18 protein-coding genes, 2 tRNA genes and 1 pseudogene are annotated in these 19,012 nt (G+C 58.8%); 15 read left to right on the top strand and 6 right to left on the bottom strand.

Annotated elements, in window-relative coordinates:
• Positions 1-78: 78 nt before the first annotated feature.
• Together L9059_RS18210 and L9059_RS18205 are read left to right on the top strand one after the other, a co-directional pair.
• A tRNA-Phe gene (locus L9059_RS18210) sits at positions 79-154 on the top strand.
• A 232-nt stretch (positions 155-386) separates the two neighbouring features.
• On the top strand, positions 387-824 hold the full coding sequence (locus tag L9059_RS18205; protein WP_282615531.1) for a hypothetical protein: 438 nt from the start codon (positions 387-389) through the stop codon (positions 822-824).
• 124 nt (positions 825-948) lie between these two features.
• On the opposite strand, the gene L9059_RS18200 is transcribed toward L9059_RS18205, so the two are convergent.
• Complete coding sequence (locus L9059_RS18200) at positions 949-1,392, bottom strand: carboxypeptidase regulatory-like domain-containing protein (RefSeq protein ID WP_247292347.1); 444 nt, start codon at positions 1,390-1,392, stop codon at positions 949-951.
• A gap of 300 nt (positions 1,393-1,692) precedes the next feature.
• Between L9059_RS18200 and L9059_RS18195 the strand changes: the two are divergent.
• From L9059_RS18195 to L9059_RS18180, 4 genes and pseudogenes are all read left to right on the top strand, one after another.
• A pseudogene (locus tag L9059_RS18195) lies at positions 1,693-2,004 on the top strand (DUF1016 N-terminal domain-containing protein); the annotation flags it as partial.
• A gap of 59 nt (positions 2,005-2,063) precedes the next feature.
• The gene (locus L9059_RS18190; protein WP_247292346.1) at positions 2,064-3,026 is read left to right on the top strand and encodes an alpha/beta hydrolase family protein; all 963 of its coding nucleotides are present in this window, start codon (positions 2,064-2,066) and stop codon (positions 3,024-3,026) included.
• Between the two features lie 37 nt (positions 3,027-3,063).
• Positions 3,064-3,480: a hypothetical protein gene (locus L9059_RS18185; RefSeq protein WP_247292345.1), complete on the top strand. Its 417-nt coding sequence runs from the start codon at positions 3,064-3,066 to the stop codon at positions 3,478-3,480.
• Positions 3,481-3,486: 6 nt separating this feature from the next.
• Entirely contained in the window at positions 3,487-3,939 is a 453-nt protein-coding gene (locus tag L9059_RS18180) for a hypothetical protein (RefSeq protein WP_247292344.1), read from the top strand.
• A gap of 73 nt (positions 3,940-4,012) precedes the next feature.
• Here L9059_RS18180 and gabP read toward each other — a convergent pair whose 3' ends face one another.
• The gene (gene gabP / locus L9059_RS18175) at positions 4,013-5,404 is read right to left on the bottom strand and encodes a GABA permease (RefSeq protein WP_247292343.1); all 1,392 of its coding nucleotides are present in this window, start codon (positions 5,402-5,404) and stop codon (positions 4,013-4,015) included.
• A 560-nt stretch (positions 5,405-5,964) separates the two neighbouring features.
• Between gabP and L9059_RS18170 the strand changes: the two genes are divergently transcribed.
• From L9059_RS18170 to L9059_RS18130, 9 genes are all read left to right on the top strand, one after another.
• A complete protein-coding gene (locus tag L9059_RS18170) occupies positions 5,965-6,738 on the top strand; it encodes an ABC transporter ATP-binding protein (RefSeq protein WP_247292342.1) in 774 nt (257 codons plus the stop codon).
• Between the two features lie 13 nt (positions 6,739-6,751).
• Positions 6,752-7,498 carry an ABC transporter substrate-binding protein gene (locus tag L9059_RS18165; protein ID WP_247292341.1) on the top strand — a complete coding sequence of 249 codons (747 nt, stop codon included), beginning with the start codon at positions 6,752-6,754 and terminating at the stop codon, positions 7,496-7,498.
• 77 nt (positions 7,499-7,575) lie between these two features.
• Complete coding sequence (locus tag L9059_RS18160) at positions 7,576-8,271, top strand: ABC transporter permease (protein ID WP_247292340.1); 696 nt, start codon at positions 7,576-7,578, stop codon at positions 8,269-8,271.
• Positions 8,268-8,957 carry an ABC transporter permease gene (locus L9059_RS18155; protein ID WP_247292339.1) on the top strand — a complete coding sequence of 230 codons (690 nt, stop codon included), beginning with the start codon at positions 8,268-8,270 and terminating at the stop codon, positions 8,955-8,957. Before L9059_RS18160 ends, L9059_RS18155 begins: the two co-directional genes overlap by 4 nt.
• Positions 8,938-10,167 carry a methyltransferase gene (locus L9059_RS18150; RefSeq protein ID WP_247292338.1) on the top strand — a complete coding sequence of 410 codons (1,230 nt, stop codon included), beginning with the start codon at positions 8,938-8,940 and terminating at the stop codon, positions 10,165-10,167. Before L9059_RS18155 ends, L9059_RS18150 begins: the two co-directional genes overlap by 20 nt.
• A 343-nt stretch (positions 10,168-10,510) precedes the next feature.
• Entirely contained in the window at positions 10,511-11,335 is an 825-nt protein-coding gene (locus tag L9059_RS18145) for an FkbM family methyltransferase (RefSeq protein ID WP_247292337.1), read from the top strand.
• A 77-nt stretch (positions 11,336-11,412) separates the two neighbouring features.
• Positions 11,413-11,488, top strand: a tRNA-Thr gene (locus tag L9059_RS18140).
• 620 nt (positions 11,489-12,108) lie between these two features.
• Positions 12,109-12,468, top strand: coding sequence for a hypothetical protein (locus tag L9059_RS18135; protein WP_247292336.1), 360 nt, complete (start codon positions 12,109-12,111; stop codon positions 12,466-12,468).
• Positions 12,469-12,968: 500 nt separating this feature from the next.
• Positions 12,969-13,697, top strand: coding sequence for a hypothetical protein (locus L9059_RS18130; RefSeq protein WP_247292335.1), 729 nt, complete (start codon positions 12,969-12,971; stop codon positions 13,695-13,697).
• Positions 13,698-13,749: 52 nt separating this feature from the next.
• On the opposite strand, the gene L9059_RS18125 is transcribed toward L9059_RS18130, so the two are convergent.
• Genes L9059_RS18125 through L9059_RS18110 form a run of 4 tightly spaced genes read right to left on the bottom strand, consistent with a single transcriptional unit; the run spans position 13,750 to position 18,893 of the window.
• Complete coding sequence (locus tag L9059_RS18125) at positions 13,750-16,710, bottom strand: hypothetical protein (protein ID WP_247292334.1); 2,961 nt, start codon at positions 16,708-16,710, stop codon at positions 13,750-13,752.
• Between the two features lies 1 nt (position 16,711).
• Positions 16,712-17,662, bottom strand: a complete 951-nt coding sequence (locus tag L9059_RS18120) for a hypothetical protein (protein WP_247292333.1) — start codon at positions 17,660-17,662, stop codon at positions 16,712-16,714.
• Complete coding sequence (locus L9059_RS18115; protein WP_247292332.1) at positions 17,650-18,345, bottom strand: hypothetical protein; 696 nt, start codon at positions 18,343-18,345, stop codon at positions 17,650-17,652. Before L9059_RS18115 ends, L9059_RS18120 begins: the two co-directional genes overlap by 13 nt.
• A complete protein-coding gene (locus L9059_RS18110) occupies positions 18,342-18,893 on the bottom strand; it encodes a baseplate complex protein (protein WP_247292331.1) in 552 nt (183 codons plus the stop codon). The genes L9059_RS18115 and L9059_RS18110 overlap by 4 nt, the downstream gene beginning before the upstream one ends.
• Positions 18,894-19,012 lie beyond the last annotated feature (119 nt).

Raw genomic sequence — 19,012 nt, 5'->3', positions numbered from 1 at the left:
TAAGCGACGGTAATAATTAAATTTTTTTTGAAAACTTGCTTGACGACCCCCTGAAAAAACAGTTTAATGCGCCCCGTTGCCCAGATAGCTCAGTCGGTAGAGCAGGGGATTGAAAATCCCCGTGTCGGCGGTTCGATTCCGTCTCTGGGCACCAAATACCGAAAACCCTGAATCGCAAGATTCAGGGTTTTTTTATGCCTGCGATTTGACCGGCGCAGTCATGATGAAAAATCCTACACGCACCAAGCCCTTTTCCTTCCATTCCTAGTCACGTTTTCAGACGCGGTTTAGAGACGCGTCTTATAGTTTGGGCTCTCCTTACAAAGCGAAACTATTGCAGCAGCAAATCTGCCTGCATTTAACGTTTCAAAATAAGGGAACCATTCTTGAATACGATCGTGAAGTTCATCGCCTTGTCGACCCTCATCGCTACCGCCACCGGCTGCGTCAGCTACAACCAAAGCCAGCCTTCCTCGCCAATCGACAGCACCGTCAAGGCTGACCTGAAGGCCGACATCGCCGTTGGAGACGCCATTTCCGGCCAGTCCTCGGTTAACGTTCTGTTCGGCTTCCTGAAGTTCGGCGGCGACTCACAGTTCGCTGACGGCGTCGCCTACGGCGGCGAGAGCGGTGGTCTGAGCGGCCTGGGCCTGGATCCGGTCAGCGCGGTCAAATCCGCTGCGGCCTACAAGGCGGTGAAATCTTCCGGCGCCGACCTGATCGTTGCTCCTCGCTATGAAGTGAATGAAGAGAACTACTTTATCTTCAAAAAGGTGTCGGTCACCGTTAAAGGCAACAAGGGTAACATTCGTAGCATCCGCTAAGTCATCCCCCCAGGTGTTTCTTCAGCAAACCATCCATCGCACCAGGGCAAACCAATAATCCTGGTGCGTTGCGGCCGCAAACAGCCTTGAACCCGCTGTTTGCGGTCTTGCCGTACTGACATCGCTATTCACTGCCACTCCAGTTGAACACCAGATTGCGCGCACCCGCACTGCCGACATCCGTGGTATTGCGCCGCTCCTCACCACCTCGCCTGGCAATGACGGTGTATTTTCCTGCCGGCAGCTGGACGTAAACCAGCGGACCCGCCTGATTCAGCGTCAATACGTTTTGCCCATCGGCCTTCTGTATCACCAGGTCGACGTCGGGAACGTATTTACCCTCCGCACCCACTGAAAAGGTCATGTGCAGGTTGTAACCTGTCGCCTGCTGAATGGCTTTCGCTTCATCCTCGCCGATGCCACCGGACAGGTACGCAATGCCGTTTTGCTGTTCGCGCTGGATCTGCACGCCTTTGGTGTCCACCGGCTCGGTACTGGTGGATTGCGCCATGAGCGGGCACATCAGCAGGGAGATCGCTGCGAAGGGAAGCAGAAATGTGGATTTCATAAACAACTCCAGTTTCGCCACAAGTTGTACGAATTAGATTTCCTGGCCAATGCTCGAGTTCTAGATCAATTAGTCCTTGGGCTCACTGCGAATTGGACTACATGCGGTATTCGCGAACCGAGCAGGATGGAGGGAACGCTCTCGCAAAACCCTCAGGGCTTTCCTGCTGATTAATCGGATGTGCCCGGCATCGCAACCTCTCCCGACCCTGCAATTATTTTCCGATCGCCCAAGCAGCACGGAAAACCGAATGAAAGACCGACAGGCCGCAGAAAATTCCGACACGCAGATAATCTTCCTACCGGGAGTCTTGGCAAAGGATTCGACGTACGAAACCTGCGGTACATGCGGGATTTCTATCAGACCTTCCCAATTTGGAACGCACTGCGCCCCGAATCGAGCTGGACTCATTACAGCAGACTGCTGAGGATCGACAGCGATCAGGCTCGGCAGTGGCACATGAAGGAATCAGCCATACAAAACTGGTCATCCAGAGCCCTGGAGCGCCAGATCAACACTCTCTACTGCGAACGACTGCTGGCGAGCCGTGACCGCCACATCGTGAAACAGGAAGCCGCCACCAACATCCAGAACATGCAGACCAGTCCTCGGATTGTCCAATCGCCGCCCGAAGACTATCGTTGGCAGCTACGCGCAATGGTATGACGCCAATGAATCTGCAGAACAGGCCGTCACTGGCACCCATTCAATTCGAGTTGCCGCTACCCGCCCTCGCGCCTGGCGCACCGTTCAAGGAACCCGCCGCAGACGGTTTCATCCTCGGCGGCTTCACCTGGCGCCATGCCTCCCGTAACAGCGCGCGCCCGGTTGTGATCATCAACGCCGCCACTTCCGTGCGCTGCCGCCACTACACACGGTTTGCCGACTATCTGCATGCCAACGGCTTCGACATCATCACTTACGACTACCGCGGCATCGGGGAATCGCGCCCGGCCTCGATGAAAGGCCTGAGGGCGTCATGGTCCGACTGGGGCGCCCTGGACTTCGAGGCGATGCTCAAGCGCGCCCAGCGCGAATTCCCCGGCCAACCCATCGATGTGGTGGCTCATAGCTTTGGAGGCTGTGCAGCGGGCCTGGGGGCGTCGGGGCCGGTTATTCGGCGCGTGGTGACGGTGGGCGCGCAATTCGCCTACTGGCGCGACTATGCGCCCGCCCATCGCTGGCGCATGTTTGGCAAGTGGCACTTGGTAATGCCAGTGCTGACCCTGTTGTGCGGTTATTTTCCTGGCAAGCGCCTGGGCTGGCTGGAAGACACCCCTGCCGGCGTCGTTCGTGACTGGAGCACGTCCACCGCCCGTTACGAAAAACGCCCCAGCGGCCAAGACCTTCACGTGAAAACCTTTGCGGCAGTAAAGGCGCAGATCCTGGCCATCAGCATCAGCGACGACCCCTATGGCACAATTCCCGCCATAGAGCGCCTGCTCGGCTACTTCACCCACAGCCGCAAAACCCATTTGCGCATCGCGCCTGAAGACATCGACCAGACAGAAGTAGGACATTTCGCCTTTTTTCGTAGCGCGTACCAAGCCACACTATGGCCCATTGCATTGTCCTGGCTGCAAAGCGGCGAACTGCCCCCCGGCACTCCGGGGCGGCTAGTGCCACGCAACTGACTGATGCGCCCACTCAACGGAATACGGAACGACGCCCATGGCCTCCGCCAACAAGCAGCAAAAACGCGCCACCCGCGCCAAAGCCAAGGCCAAGCAAAACCGCACCCAACGGGCGGCTGCACCGGTCGAACTGGACCCGAACGACGATCGCATCGATTTTGACTCGGTGGACCTGACCGAACTGTTCAAGGAAATGCTCGACGCGCAGAAAATCAGCCAGCAGGCCATGTGCACGGCCTTCCTCGAACACCCGCTGCTCGCACTGGTGCTGGAGCAGGAAGGCGAGGAAACCGCCACGGACTTCATCATCGGCGCGCTGATCGAGTACCGCCAGTGGTCCACTGAAACCGACGAAGCCGGCGCGCTGGCGTGGATCGAATCCCCCGCCTTCCAGGTGGATTACGTCGCGGCCTCCGAAGCCATAGCAACCCAAAATCAACAGCAACCGAACTGAGTTCCCATGGCCTCCCTGAACAAGCAGCAGAAACGCGCCAAGCGCGCAAAAATCAAAGCCAAACAAATCAATATCCACGGGCGCAAACCTGCCGAACTTGACGATGACCTGGGCGATCCAGGCGAGCCGATCCCGGAATACACCCTGGCAATGTTCAGCAAGATGCGCGAAGCCGAAGCGGTCAGCCGCAACGACATGCTGCAGACCCTGCTGTCGGAGCTCGCAACCATCATCACCGAGCATCCTGACCTGCTGGACATGGAAAACTCGGACAACGAAGACATGGCCGCCACTCACCTGGCCGCCGACATGCTGATCGACTACCGCATGTGGGCCGAAGGCGTGGACCGCGAATCCGCCCAGGCGTGGCTGACCGAACCACAGTTCATCACCGACTTCGGTAATGCACTGGACCAATACCGCCAGGCGCTGGATGCGCAGGAAGAAAAGGGCGAGTAACACTCTGCCCCCTGAAACAAAAACGGCCGCCTGTCATCCCTGACAGCGGCCGTTTTGCGTTACCCGCTACCCATCAGTTCAGCACTGCAGCCCCAAGCTTCTGCTGCTTACGACGGCGCGCCACGAACAGCCCGGCGGCTACCACCAACATGCTGAGCAAGCCGGTCGCGAGAATCTCCACGCGATGGGCTTCCTGGAACAGCATAATCGTCAGCACGCCAACGATGAACACGATCACCGCGTAGGTCAGGCCCGGGAACAGCCACATGCGGAAGGCGATTTTCTCGCCGGCGATTGCGCGCTGCTTGCGCATGCGCAGTTGCGACACCGCGATGACCAGGTATACCAGCAAGGCGATTGCACCGGAGCTGGCCAGCAGGAATTCGAACACCGCAGCAGGCGCTACGTAGTTGGCGAATACCGCGAGGAATGCAGCAGCAGTCGACAGCATCACGGCCCAGTACGGAGTGCCGCTGCCGTTGGTGCGCTTGGACACCGCCGGCGCATCGCCGCGCTTGCCCAAGGAGAACATCATGCGCGAGGCGGTGTAAAGCGCCGAGTTCAGGCAGCTGGTGACCGCAACCAGGACCACGATATCGACGATCATCTTGGCGTTTGGAATGCCCATGCGCTCAAGGACGGTCTGATAGGAACCCACGCTGGCCAAAACCGGATCGTTCCATGGCACCAGGGACACCACGATGAAGATCGACACCAGGTAGAACAAGCCGATCCGCCAGATCACCGAATTGGTGGCCTTGGAGATTTGCTGGCCCGGGTTCTTCGATTCCGCCGCGGCGATGGTCACGATCTCCGTGCCCATGAACGAGAACATGGTGGTCAAGATAGCCGCCAGTACCGCGCCCATACCGTTAGGCATGAAGCCCTGGGTATCGAACAGGTGGGAAACGCCGCTGACCTGGCTGGTCGGCAGGAAGCCGAAAATCGCCAGGAGCCCCAGTATCACGAAGCCGACGATCGCAATAACCTTGATCAGCGCGAACCAGAATTCGAATTCACCGTAATTCTTCACACTGAACAGGTTGGTCGCCGTCAGCAGCAGCGTGATGATCAGCGTAAACGCCCAGATCGCCACGTTCGGGAACCAGGCATGCAGGATGGTCGCGGCGGCGTTGGCCTCCAGCGGTATCACCAGCACCCAGAACCACCAGTACAGCCAGCCGATCGTAAAACCTGCCCAGTGACCGATCGCCCGATCGGCATAGGTCGAAAATGAACCCGTGTCCGGCGAAGCAACTGCCATCTCGCCCAGCATGCGCATCACCAATACCACCAGGGTACCGGCGGCGGCGTAGGCCAGCAGCACAGCTGGGCCCGCTGCAGCGATGGCATGACCGGAACCGACGAACAGCCCGGCACCGATAACCCCGGCGATCGACAGCATGGTCACATGACGCGGTTTGAGCCCCTGTTCGAGGCCATTGGAAGTTGGGGTACTGCTCATTGAAACTACCTTTGTAAGGAAAAGCGAAAGCATTGAGCTCGCCGTTTGCTCTCTATCGTAAAAAGAAACCAACGGGGCGTTCCTTATTCTGCACGCAATAATTGCGCCAAAATGTTACGAACTCCCGACCTCCGGGGCTCTCAGGCTGACCGGACGGTCATCGCAAGTCATTGAGATTAATGGCAATTTGCCAGAACGTTACCCTCCGACTCACTTTCAAGGCGATTTCCCGCACCAGAAACACGCCAACAAATGCTCGTCGCACAATAAAAGTGCAGATCAGGAACGTTTGTCCGGTTAACGCTTCCAACCCCCCGGCAAAGCTGGCAACATCGCGCCTTTTTTTACGGCAGGGCGTCGTTTTTCCATGACAGAGCGGGTTCAAACACCTGTTCGGTTGATAGCAGCGCGACAGTCTGCTGTGACGATGCGACAACCTGCCACATGACATCCGTTTACTGCCCGTAGCGCTGTTGGCTGCCATTCAGACGCTATGCTAGCTTGGCCGCCTCGCCAGGAAGGCCGCCAACAGCAGGAGCAACACACTATGAGGAACGCACATGGCTGAGGCCACGCCCGCGCTTGAAATCCGCAACTTGCATAAACGCTACGGTTCGCTGGAGGTGCTCAAAGGCATCTCGCTGACCGCCCGCGACGGCGATGTGATCTCGATCCTGGGTTCCTCCGGTTCCGGCAAGTCCACGTTCCTTCGCTGCATCAACCTGCTGGAAAACCCCCACCAGGGCCAGATCCTGGTGGCCGGTGAAGAACTCAAGCTCAAGGCCGCCAAGAACGGCGAACTGGTCGCTGCCGATGGCAAGCAGATCAACCGCCTGCGCAGCGAGATTGGTTTTGTGTTTCAAAACTTTAATCTATGGCCGCACATGAGCGTGCTCGACAACATCATCGAAGCGCCGCGCCGCGTGCTCGGGCAAAGCAAGGCCGAAGCCACCGAAGTCGCCGAAGCCTTGCTGGCCAAGGTCGGCATCGCTGACAAGCGCCACGCCTACCCCGCCGAACTGTCCGGCGGCCAGCAGCAACGCGCGGCCATCGCCCGCACGCTGGCCATGCAGCCCAAGGTGATTCTGTTCGACGAGCCCACCTCCGCCCTTGACCCGGAAATGGTCCAGGAAGTACTTAATGTCATCCGCGCATTGGCCGAGGAAGGCCGTACCATGCTGCTGGTCACTCACGAAATGGGCTTTGCCCGCCAAGTGTCCAGCGAAGTGGTGTTCCTTCACCAAGGCTTGGTAGAAGAGCAAGGATCGCCACAGCAGGTGTTTGAAAACCCGCTTTCGGCGCGCTGCAAACAATTCATGTCCAGCAACCGCTAACGGAGCTACCCGCATGCAGAACTACAAGAAGGTCTTCCTGGCTGCCGCCGTCACCCTGGCGTTCAGCGCCGGTGCCATGGCCGAAACCCTGAAGATGGGCATCGAAGCGGCCTACCCGCCGTTCAACAACAAAGATGCCAGCGGTAACGTCGTCGGCTTCGACAAGGAAATCGGCGACGCCCTGTGCGCCAAGATGAAAGTCCAATGCACCGTGGTGACCTCCGATTGGGACGGCATCATTCCGGCCCTGAACGCCAAGAAATTCGATTTCCTCATCTCCTCGATGTCGATCACCGACGAGCGCAAGCAAGCGGTGGACTTCACCGACCCGTACTACTCCAACAAACTGCAATTCATCGCGCCGAAGGACAAGGAATTCAAGACCGACAAGGCTTCCCTGCAAGGCAAAGTGATCGGCGCACAACGTGCGACCCTCGCTGGCACCTGGATGGAAGACAACATGGAAGACGTTGAAGTCAAACTCTACGACACCCAGGAAAACGCCTACCTGGACCTGACCTCCGGTCGCCTGGACGGCATCCTGGCGGACAAGTACGTCAACTACGAATGGCTGAAAAGCGAAGCCGGTCGCCCTTACGAGTTCAAGGGTGACCCCGTGGAAGAAAGCGACAAGATCGGTATCGCTGTACGTAAAGGCGACGCGATCCGCGAGAAGCTGAACGTTGCGCTGAAAGAGATCGTTGCCGACGGCACCTACAAGAAGATCAACGACAAGTACTTCCCTTTCAGCATCTATTGATTCTGACTTGCCTGGCAGGCGCCGCTCACTGACGGCGCCAGCCATGGCATTGCCTGCCGCGATTTGAAAAGAAATCCATGACTATTGATCTCTACGGATTCGGCCCGGCGCTCGCCGCTGGCGCGCTGATGACTGTGAAACTGGCACTCTCGGCCTTGTGCCTGGGGCTGGTGCTCGGTCTGCTCGGCGCCTTGGCCAAAACTTCCCCGTACAAGCCGCTGCAGTGGCTTGGCGGCACTTATTCGACCCTGGTGCGTGGCATCCCGGAATTGCTCTGGGTGCTGTTGATCTACTTCGGCACGGTCAACCTGATGCGCGCACTGGGCGAGTTCTTCGGCAACCCCGACCTGGAACTCAATGCCTTCGCCGCCGGCGTCATTGCCCTTGGGCTGTGTTTCGGCGCCTACGCCACGGAAGTGTTCCGCGGCGCGATCCTGGCAATCCCCAAAGGCCACCGTGAAGCGGGCGTAGCCCTGGGCCTGTCGAAATTTCGCATCTTCACCAAGCTGATCATGCCGCAGATGTGGCGCATCGCCCTGCCGGGCCTTGGCAACCTCTTCATGATCCTGATGAAAGACACGGCGCTGGTGTCCGTGATCGGCCTGGAAGAAATCATGCGCCATGCGCAAATCGGCGTAACCGTCTCCAAGCAACCATTCACCTTCTATATGGTGGCCGCGTTCATGTACCTGGGCCTGACGATTCTCGCCATGACCGGCATGCACTTCATGGAAAAACGCGCCAGCCGCGGGTTCGCAAGGAGCACCCAATGAACTGGGAAGTCATCATCAAGTGGCTGCCAAAGCTGGCCCAAGGCGCAACCCTGACCCTGGAATTGGTGGCCATTGCCGTGATTGCCGGTTTGTTGCTGGCGATTCCGCTCGGCATCGCCCGGTCATCGCGCCTGTGGTACGTGCGCGCATTCCCCTACGCCTATATCTTCTTTTTCCGTGGCACGCCGCTGCTGGTTCAACTGTTCCTGGTCTATTACGGCCTCGCGCAGTTCGACGCAGTGCGCAACAGCTCGATGTGGCTCTACCTGCGCGATCCGTTCTGGTGCGCTACGGCGACCATGACCTTGCACACCGCGGCCTACATCGCCGAAATCCTGCGTGGTTCAATCCAGGCAATTCCCAAGGGCGAAATCGAGGCTGCCCGGGCGCTCGGCATGTCCCGCGCCAAGGCGATGTTCTACATCATCCTGCCCCGCGCCTCGCGCATTGGCCTGCCGGCCTACAGTAACGAAGTGATCCTGATGCTCAAGGCCAGTGCCCTGGCCAGCACCGTGACCTTGCTGGAACTGACCGGCATGGCCCGCACCATCATTGCCCGGACCTACCTGCCGGTGGAGATCTTCTTCGCTGCGGGCATGTTCTACCTGCTCATGGCCTTCGTTCTGGTTCGCGGCTTCAAGCTGCTGGAGCGCTGGCTACGCGTCGATGCCTGCCAGGGGCGTTGATCGCCCGGCGCTGACGGGCGAGGCCCTGCTCGCCCGCTTCGCCGCGCTGGATGCTTTTCTGATCGAGCATCAAGCGCTGTGGAAGCCGCGTCCGTTCACCCATCTCGAACTTCCCTGGGAAGCGTCCTGCCCAGACCTGGCCCTGTGGCTACGCGGCCGATCATTGGAAGATGCCGAACTCGCGCACAACCACCCCGCCCTGCTGGACGCGCCCGAGCCTTTCGCTTCGCTGGCCGCACAATCACTGCAGCTAAGTGCCATCGGCGAGTTGCCGACTCATACGCTGGAGAACGCCGGGCACCGCCTGAATGTCGATGTACCGGGGCGCAAATGGCAGCAAATCGAAGCGTTTGCCAGCCGATTAAAATTCACCCAACACCCCAGACACTGGCTCGACTGGTGTGCCGGGAAAGGACACCTGGGTCGGCGCCTCTTGCAGGCAGGCCAACAGCTCACCTGCGTCGAATATGACCCGGCACTGGTGGCCAGCGGCCAGGCGCTCAGCCAACGCCATCACCTGCACGCACTGCATGTCGAACAGGATGTACTCGCCGCCGACGCCGCTACCCTGCTGAACGGCGGGCAAACCGCGGTGGCGCTGCATGCTTGCGGAGACCTGCACGTCAGGCTGATGCAACTCGCCAGCGCCGCAGGCTGCAAACAGCTGGCCATCGCGCCCTGCTGCTACAACCGGATCAGTCTTACAGCCCATCAGGCGATTTCCTCACCGGGCCAGCAATCCACCCTGCAGCTGTCCCTGGACGACCTGGCGCTGCCCGCGAGCGAAACCGTCACCGCCGGCGCCAGGGTCCGCCACCAGCGCGACACCTCCATGGCCCGCCGCCTGGGCTTCGACCTGCTGCAAAGACAGCTGCGCGGAGTCGATCAATACCTGCCCACCCCGTCTCTTCCCAGCGCCTGGCTGGAAAAACCCTTCGCCGAATTTTGCCATCACCTGGCCGCGCTAAAGGACTTATCCACAATCGGGCCCCAAGACTGGCCTGCCCTCGAGGCCGCTGGCTGGCAACGCCTGGCACAGGTGCGCAACCTGGAGCTGCTGCGCGGACTTTTCCGACGGCCGCTGGAGCTCTGGCTGGTCCTCGACAGGGCCATTTTCCTCTCCGAGCAGGGTTACACCGTTCGGCTCGGAACCTTCTGCGAAAGCCCCCTTACTCCGCGTAATCTGCTGATCCTGGGTGAGCGCTGCTGAAGCGCGCAACCTGTGGATAACTCTGTTGATAGAATTATCATGGATCCAAGGTTTACAGCTGTTTCCTCCGTGAAACACCTGTGTTCATTTTTCGTACACATGAATAAAAAACCCTAAAAACAGGCATTTGCGGACTAATGAGAACAGGTCCACAAATTCGGTAATGAGCACTAACGGCCATCACGCCCGTTGTGCATAAGCAATCGGCGAAAAGGACATAACCGCCGAATACGGGACCACGCCAGCAGGCATTTGCGCCCCGACCGCGACCCTTGCTATACAGGCAAACAGAGCGCCGATCCCGCAGCCATCAACTAGAAGAACAAATCAAAGGACGCGACCCGTGACGTTTATTTCCTACGCACAGAACTTCGAAGACATCCGCCTGTGGCGCGCCCTCGGAAACGTCGAAAATGGCTTCTACATCGATATAGGCGCCAACGATCCCGTCCACGACTCGGTCACCAAGGCTTTTTATGACCATGGCTGGACCGGCATCAACGTCGAGCCCGTCGCCAATTACCACCAGGCCCTGTGCGAACAACGCCCCAAAGACACCAACCTGCAATGCGTCGCCGGCGAAAACGCCCAGGACCTGACGTTCTACAGCATCGCCGACACCGGTCTGTCGACACTTGAACCCACCGTCGCCCAACAGCGTAAAGACGCCGGCATGGACGTACGCAGCCACACCGTGCAATCGCACACCCTGACCTCCATCTGCGAACAACACGCCCAAGGCAGACCCATCCACTTCCTGAAAATCGACGTCGAAGGCCACGAGGAAACCGTGCTGCGCGGCATGGACTTCAGCCAGTGGCGACCCTGGATCATCCTCATCGAGACCCCGTGGGAGCGCAACCAGACCTGGGAAACCCTGCTCACCGACGCCGGCTACCAGTCCATCCTGTTCGACGGCCTCAACACCTACTACCTGGCCGAAGAACACCTCAACCTCAAACCCGCCTTCGATATCCCGCCCTGCAACCTGGACAACTTCCAGCTCTGCCGCGGCCACACATTCAGCCACCCCCTCGGCGACGCCGAACACCACCTCGCCGCCGCTATAAAACGCGCCGAGCAGGCCGAAGCACAACTGCACGCCATCCAAAACAGCCGCACCTGGAAAGCCCTGCACAAACTCCGAACAGCACTGCGCCGAGCCTGACCCGAGGCTCGCTCAAAAATAGTCTGAATTCAGGGGTTTACAGAACCATTCCAATCGCTATAATCGTCGCCCAACACGCCGGTATAGCTCAGTTGGTAGAGCAACTGACTTGTAATCAGTAGGTCCCGGGTTCGACTCCTGGTGCCGGCACCATATAAATCAAAGGCTTGCAGCGATGCAGGCCTTTGTTTTTTGTCCCGCACGTAACAAGCCACGTAACAAGCGCTCAGGTGGCGGCCGAAAGGCACGTAGCGAGCATGCCCAAAGCTCAGTAGCGAAGGGGTGAGAAGTAGCAGTGTCGCGGTGTGATAGGCCGAATTTTAAGAGCCGTTGCGGTGTGTACGCGTATTACGAAACGCCCCCTATGCGAAGCGAATAAAAATTTGGGTTGACCCCTCAAAAGCCTGTCAGTTTTGTCAGATTACTATTCTAACTACTGTCTAACCCTTCTAATTCAAGCCTCTTAGCCGTTTTTGTTGATGTCAGAAAGTTGTCAGCGACCTGGCAAAACCTGACAAAACAGCAGTGTCAGATTCCAACTTTTCAAGTCATTGATTTATAAGGGTTTTATATTTCGGATGGCAGAACTGACACAAACATCCACCCCCAGTGTCAGACCCACAAACCCAGTAAACACGGGGCCTCCAGAGCATTTGCTGACAGATATCCATGGTCTGACAGGGATTTGGGGGTCAGGTGAAAAAAACTTTAATGGGGCATCCCGTAGCTATCCTTAAAAATGCCCCGGCGCGCACTGATCGAGGAGAGTAAGCATGCGTAAGACAGCATCCCGAGCAGCAGTACCCATCATCGAAATCATCAAGAAAGGCGCGGCTTGGGAGGTGCATTGGGATTACCAGGAAGCCCCTGAAAGTTCGGTCCTGTTCAAGCGCCGGGAATACCTGCTCGGCTACATTGATGGAACCATGGACGATATAGGCATCCATCCCGACAAAGTGTGTTGTGCCAGCGGACTTACGGGTTCTGTAAAGAGGTTGAGCGAAGACCAAGCTGTGAAGCTGCGCGACGCCCTTGAACGCTTGCTGATTCCCATCGTGACCAAAGAATTCACGCGCCTGCAGAACATGGCCGAGTTGCCTCACCTTCGATTGGCAGCTGCTGGGCAAGCGTGAAACGCACTGCAACGCCGGATATCTGCTGAACCCCTCGCCCCACGCGGGATGCAGGGGAATCGGCCTCTCCCCGCGCACGGGCAATTGCCGCCCGAAAAAGATCGTGCGCGTTTTTGAAAACCCACCGAAACCCGAGTTTTCAAAGTTTTCGCCCAATGAAACCGGGGGTTCCAGCATTACCCCGTCCGTGACCGCCCCGCGCACTGTTATGCAACCGCGCTGCATTTCCTTTCAAAACTTTGCATTCTGTGCAATGGCCGATCCCCTGCAGAGGCCCACGGCCCGCCTGGGCTGCAGGATCGTTTGCACTACATCCGGATTTGCACAAAAAAAGGACACAAAGCCCGTCGGCGGGAGGGGGATAAGTGCTTTTTCGGATGTTTTTTTCTTGTGCGCAGGATTTTTCCATGACGAGAGAGCCACTGGGCATGTGGGACGGAGTGATACGCTGTGCCGACGCCTGCCATGGGTCGCAGCGCGAGAAGAGATAGAGAGGCAAGATGATTCGCAACGTGACCGTGAGACATAACAACTTCCTGCCTATCTTCTCGGACGCTATCGTCCTGTATGAAGCAGCAGTGGACTGCGGCAACGAGGTGCTCCAGAACGCCCTGGCGAAGGCTTCAATACTTTCCGTGAACTATGCGATCGAGGCGGCGGCTAACTCTTTTCTGGAGTCCATCGAAGTAACCGAAAAGTTAAAGAAGAAGTTCGATAAGTTCTCGACCCTAGACAAGTTCGACTTTGTCCTGCAGTGGCATACAGACAATCAACTAATGCTGGGTGACCGCCACGTCCAAAATGTCGACAACCTCATTTCGAATCGAAATGCCATGGTTCATCCCAAGGTCACGCCCAAAATCGTGCAGGTGAACACTTCGAACAATCCGGGCGAACAGATCAAACACAGCGTAATTAAACCCGAGCCCAAGAAAGGGCGGAGCCAGAAGCCGAAACTTTTGGGTGACGACCCTGAGCTCTACACTAACCGGGATGCCAAGGAAGCCCTCATAGTGATGACGTCGTTCCTCAACGTTTTCGTTGAGCAATGGTGGGGAATTGGCCACGAGGCAGCTGAGCAGTTTCTATTCCAAACTTGGGATGGGTCTATTAACGCCAGGTCAGTCATGTTTAGAGAACACCAGATCCAAACTCTTATCAGGAACAATGAGTTTCTAAAGATTCGTTTTATGGGTATTTACGGCATGGAAGAAACAGTTGGCCACTAGAAAGGCTGGGCGAAAAAAAGCCCGCTCAAGGCGGGCTCAGGATGGCTGACTATTAATTTGCGGTAGTCATCCTAATAACACTTTCCACATCCCACGTTTCACCGATTGTAGTGAGGTGTGTGACGCCGCCCATAGTGCTTACTTTACTGCCGGCCACGCTGTAATAGGGCTTGTTGTAGTTCGGCGGACTGGCGATATAAAAGCCGCAATCGTCAAAGCCTGGGTGCCTGAGCATCTGTATGCTTGCTGAGATGCCGGTAGGCCCCCAGAGCTGGCAATCCGGCAACGAGCCCAAAGTGGTTACCTGGTCAAAGCCCGTGATCGAAACGTCCTCTTTCGAGGCATACGGCGCGCGCATGGCGGCGTTGGTAATGACCTCACCGGTGGTATCCGCGATGAGCCGCTTGATCGGCAGCATTGTCAGCATTGCCGCCTCCAGCTCCAGAACCTGCGACCACTTCACTTGCTGAACCATGTCGATTTTCAGGCCGCCATCGGCGTGACTCAGGGTCTCGCGTTTCGAGTGGGTCGCCACTTCCTCCTGAGTGTTCCACTTGAACAGCTTGGAATGCTGCACCAGGGTCAGCTGCTTGCCGACATAGGTGGCCACGGTGTTGAACGGAATCTCCACACCATCGAGCAACAGCACCGCATAGGTTTTGACTTCATCGCCGTGGTAACCGCCGATATAGTCGTTGGCGCCTTTCTGCTTGATCGCACAGGTCAGCTCGCCGCCATTGAGCAGCGCCTGGCCAGCGCGGGTGCGGGTAAAGCTCATGGTCGAGGCGGTCAGGTCGCACTCATATTGGTGCTTGAGGCGCCACAGGTCCGAGTTGCCGAATGCGTCGGCGCCCGTTGGATCGAACGGCTTATTTTCATAGCCAATGGTTTGCTCCAGGTACTTCTTGGACCCCGACTTAGCCCCTTTGACGAACACGCTGACGGTGTTGTTGCCGACTTTGACCACTACGTCGTCGGCCGCAAGCACGGACGGCACGCCGGCCCCCGGGGCCGAGGCCGGGGGGAAGCCGCCAAGCGAACCGAAGTCGGTGGCCCCGTTCCAATAGAACAGTGGAAGCTGGCTCGGTGAGCCCCGGAAGCGCTCGGCATTGGTGGCGTCGTAGTACTGGCCTCCTTTCACGGCGCTGGCCGGGGTATCGCCGGTAGTCACCGTGGCGCTCAGGTCTAGGTAGGCGACGTTGAACGTGGTATTGGAAAAGGTGTAGGAGCCGGCGGCCAGTTTGATCCGGCCCTGGCCCCCCAGCATCGGGAGAATCAGGTAGTTGTCCCAGGACAAGGTACGGGTGGCCGGATCAAAAATGATGTTGGTGGGGGTCGTCTTCAGCCACACCTCACCCAGGTACACGTTGACGTTGGTGGGCTTGCGCCCGGCCAGCACTCCGGCATGCCCCAGCTGATCGTTGATGAACAGATAGACCTTGGTGTCGTCGATAAACGCACCGGTGCTGATGTTGCCCGAGTTTGAGGTGTAACCCCCGGTCGTAACCTGGGCCACCAACTTGCCCCCCACCGGCGCCGAGCTGAGGTCGACAAATAACGCCTGGCCCAGCGGAACAGAGACATCGGTCATGCCCGCCACCACCAATGTGGTGATGCCCACGCCACGCGGCACACGCAGGTCATTGAAGGACAGCACGCCGGTCGAGCCATTCATCGCGAAGGCGCTCAGATCACCGACGACTTGATAGGCGGCACGGGCGCTACGGTTCTTCAGGGTGTCATCAATGAAGCCCAGCGAGATCTGTTGCTGCGCCAATGGCCCGCCCAGCCCCGACGTGCCGTTGATAAATAGGTACACCTTGCGATCCGAGATGAACGCCCCGGTGGTCGTCATGCCCGCCGTAAAGCCTCCACTGGTCACTTGCGCCACCAGCTGGCCGTTGGCATTCAGCGCACCGTCGAGATCGACATACAGGGCTTCACCCACCGCTACGTTTGTATCAACCACCGGCGCGACCTTCTTGGCCGCGAAGGTCGCCCCGCCGGTGACAATCAGCTCAGGGAAACTGATCGTGTAAGAGGTTGGCGTGCTAACCAGCGGCTGCAGCTTGGTGGCCTTACCCACCACATGCCAGCCCGCCCGATCGACGACGTTCTGCTGGGCAAGACTCAGGGACGCACGAGACACCGCGCCATCGGCCACCGCCTGATACTGCGGGTACAGTTCGCCACCGATGATGTCATTCATGCAGGTGAACAGGATGATCTTGCTGTCGTCGATGTATGAGCCCGGCGGATTCGCCGTGGTCAACAGCGATAGCGCGGAGACGTGCACGACGTACTCACCGCCCACCAACGGCTCGGCCAGATCGACATAGGCACACTTGCCATCCGGCACCACCAGGTCGGTGACCGCTTGCACGTAGGCCTGGGCCTTGCCGGTCCCAGTGAAGATGTACAGCCGGCCCCAGCTCACCGACCAATCCTTGGTACTGCCCACTTTAGTAATCTTGGTCGCACGACCTGACAGCAAGTAATTCGCTCGACGGGCGATGTTCGTGGCTCGCTCAACCGCTTCTGCGCTGGCGTAACGTTTTTCCGCTACCGGAACGCCCGCATTGTTTCTGTACAAAATCACAGCTTCATTTGGGTCGGACGAAACCAAACTGAAATATTCATCGTTAACGGTGGCCTGCAGCGCCTTCGCCATGCTGGTAAAAACGCCCTTAGCCAACAGCGCTGCATCTCGGGCAATCGCGGCCATCGTCGACGCTGCCTGTGCCAAAGCAACGTGCTCAGCAACATCGATGTACTGCACGGGTAGCCGGTAGTCTCGACCGCCACTGGTGACCCGAAGATCATAAAGCCCGTTGGGCGCGGCAAGTTGAACCAGGCCGTTATGGTCGGCAGTAAAAGGGTTCAACAGCGCGACACCGTTGGCTTTCTGCAGGCCTGTGGCGAGGCTTTCGGCTCCACGGTGGTACAGATGGCAAGTGGCACCTGGCAGCTTGTTGCCCTGGTCGTCCTGGGCAAAGAAATTCTTGAGTTCCAAATTAGGCTCCGGTGATGGGCTTGAGCTGCCCAGAAAGTTGTGTGCCGGTTCCGGCATGACCGGCGAAGCTCGCCGCGTTGGTGGGGACTGGGCTCGATGCGTGCTGGTGGCTAGCGATATCGGTGTTCATCTGGATCACCAGGTCGATCACGTCACACAGCACCTGCAGCACGTTCACGCTCTCGGAGCCGATCCAGTTGATGGGTGCCACGCTTTTGCGGACGCCCTTAATGCGCTCCAGCAGATCGCCGCCGATCGCCGCGTTGTACTTGCGGCCCACTACCAGGTTGAGGTCGCGGCCGGTGGCTTGGTGCAGGTCGTCTACCGCCGCCAAACTGGCGGATCCGGCCGACAGCAACTTGAGCGCGCCCAGCGCCTCGATCGTCTTGATGCCGCCCACCGACTCGGTCGAGTGGTCATCGATCTGCAGGGTGCTGCTCTGGTGTCGTTCGGTGTTGTTCAGGCTCTGGACTTCGCGCTCGATCGATTCGTCGCGGATCCGTCCATCGGTCTGGCGTAACCAGCTGCCATCGGCTTCCACGCGCTGCTGAGACGCTTCGCTGTGCTGCCAGACCTGGTCACCTTTTGGCACCTTGGGCAGGCTCAATCCGTGTGGCAGGATCGTTTGGATGAATGGCTTGTGCGGCAGCCCATAGGCAAACCCGACCACCACCATGGTGCCCTCCTCGGGAAACCCGAAGAAGCCCATCTCATCTCCGCCCAGAGGTACGGGCAGCGGCACGCCGGCTAAGGTCGGTAGCTCTGCATCAGGCTCACCGTCGACGCCCAGCACCTGCAGGTCCACGGCGAAGCGTGGACGAAAGTCATCGCAGATCCCGGCGCCGGCCGGGGCATCGGCCACTCCGACAACCCGGGCGAAGCGCGGCAGGTGGTAACCACCGGGCAGCTCAGGGTATGCGCGCTCCACGGCGCGAACGATCACGTCTTCCATCGGATGCCCATTTGGTTGCCGGACAGCGTCACATGCGTGATGCGCTCGCCCTGGTTGATGGTTGCACCAGGACGTAGCCCGGGAATCGCCGCAATCATGGCGCTCTGGTTGCCCTGGTAGTCATTGAACAGCCCCACCGGCAACTGCAGCGCCGATCGAGCACCGAAAAAGCTGTGTGCCCAACTGCCCACGAACACCTCGCCGTCGCCCTGCTGCTGCCAGATGTAGTCATCGATGGCAAACACCTTGGCCAGCGTGTCCATCGCCTGATATCCGCCGGCCAGGTTGTAGAAAAACGGGACCTTGTTCCGGGTGTAGGGTTGGTCCGGCACGCGAAACTTCAGGCCGGTCTGGTTGCTGATCTCGCCCAGGACCGTGCGCAGGTCGGCATGACGCAGATTCATCGGCAGTGGGCGGGCCAGAATGCCGGCCATCTCGCGACAGACCAGCACCTGCTCCACCTGGTTGGCTTGGGTGCAGCGCTCCACGTACCCGAGAAAATGGCGCTGCAGCGGGTTGTCGTTGTAGCCCAGGTCCAGGGTGACCAAGCCCTTTACGGCGGCCGGTGCCTGGATGGTGAAGGCCGCCCGGCCGGGGCTGCTCAGTGTCAGGCGCACATCGTCTTGGACGATCGGGTAAGTCGTGCCGTCAATGCTCAGCACCTTGTGCAGTTTCATGCTCATGCGCCGCCACCCAGCCATTGATCGACTTTCTTTAGGGTGGCCTCGAAGCCGGTCAGACCTTGGGTTGGCTCGCTGCCGTCAGTGCCGGCCGATCCGGTGGATCCGCCCACAGCTTGCCCCGGGGCAGACTGTTGGGTCACCGCGTTGCCGGCGCGGCGGCTCTCCACGCGCTCAGGGTTCGAGAGCTTTTCTGCCAGGGTGAACTGGATCCGCCAGGCGGCCAGGGTGTCGTCTTCGCGAGCACTGACCCCGTCCGTGAACTGCACCTGGCGCACACCGAAGGCCGCAGCAGTGTCGTTAACGACTCGATAGGTCTTGAGCTGGCCACCACCTTCCGTGGCTTCGGCCAAGCTCATCAGCGTGCGCAGTTGCTCGGCTTCCTTGTAGCGAATCGTCAGCGCAACGGTCAGCGTCTTCGGCTTGAACCCGTTGTGCGCGGTGTCGCTGTTGCTGGTTTGGCCAGACAGGTCGCCGCTGTCGATGCGCAGGCTGGCCGTCACCTTCAGGCCGATGCCGCGGATCTGTTCACCGTCGAGGAGTAGCGTCATAGGCCGACCAACTCCCGGACGAAACTCAAGCCCTTGAGCGAGCCCACCAGTAATACGCCGGCGGACAGCGGCCACTCATGACCAGGTGCACTACCGGCCAGCAGTTCGCGGCGCAGCTC

It is taken from the genome of Pseudomonas violetae (assembly GCF_023072615.1).
In the GTDB taxonomy this organism is placed as follows: Bacteria; Pseudomonadota; Gammaproteobacteria; order Pseudomonadales; family Pseudomonadaceae; genus Aquipseudomonas; species Aquipseudomonas violetae.
This window is presented reverse-complemented; position numbering and strand designations above follow the sequence as displayed.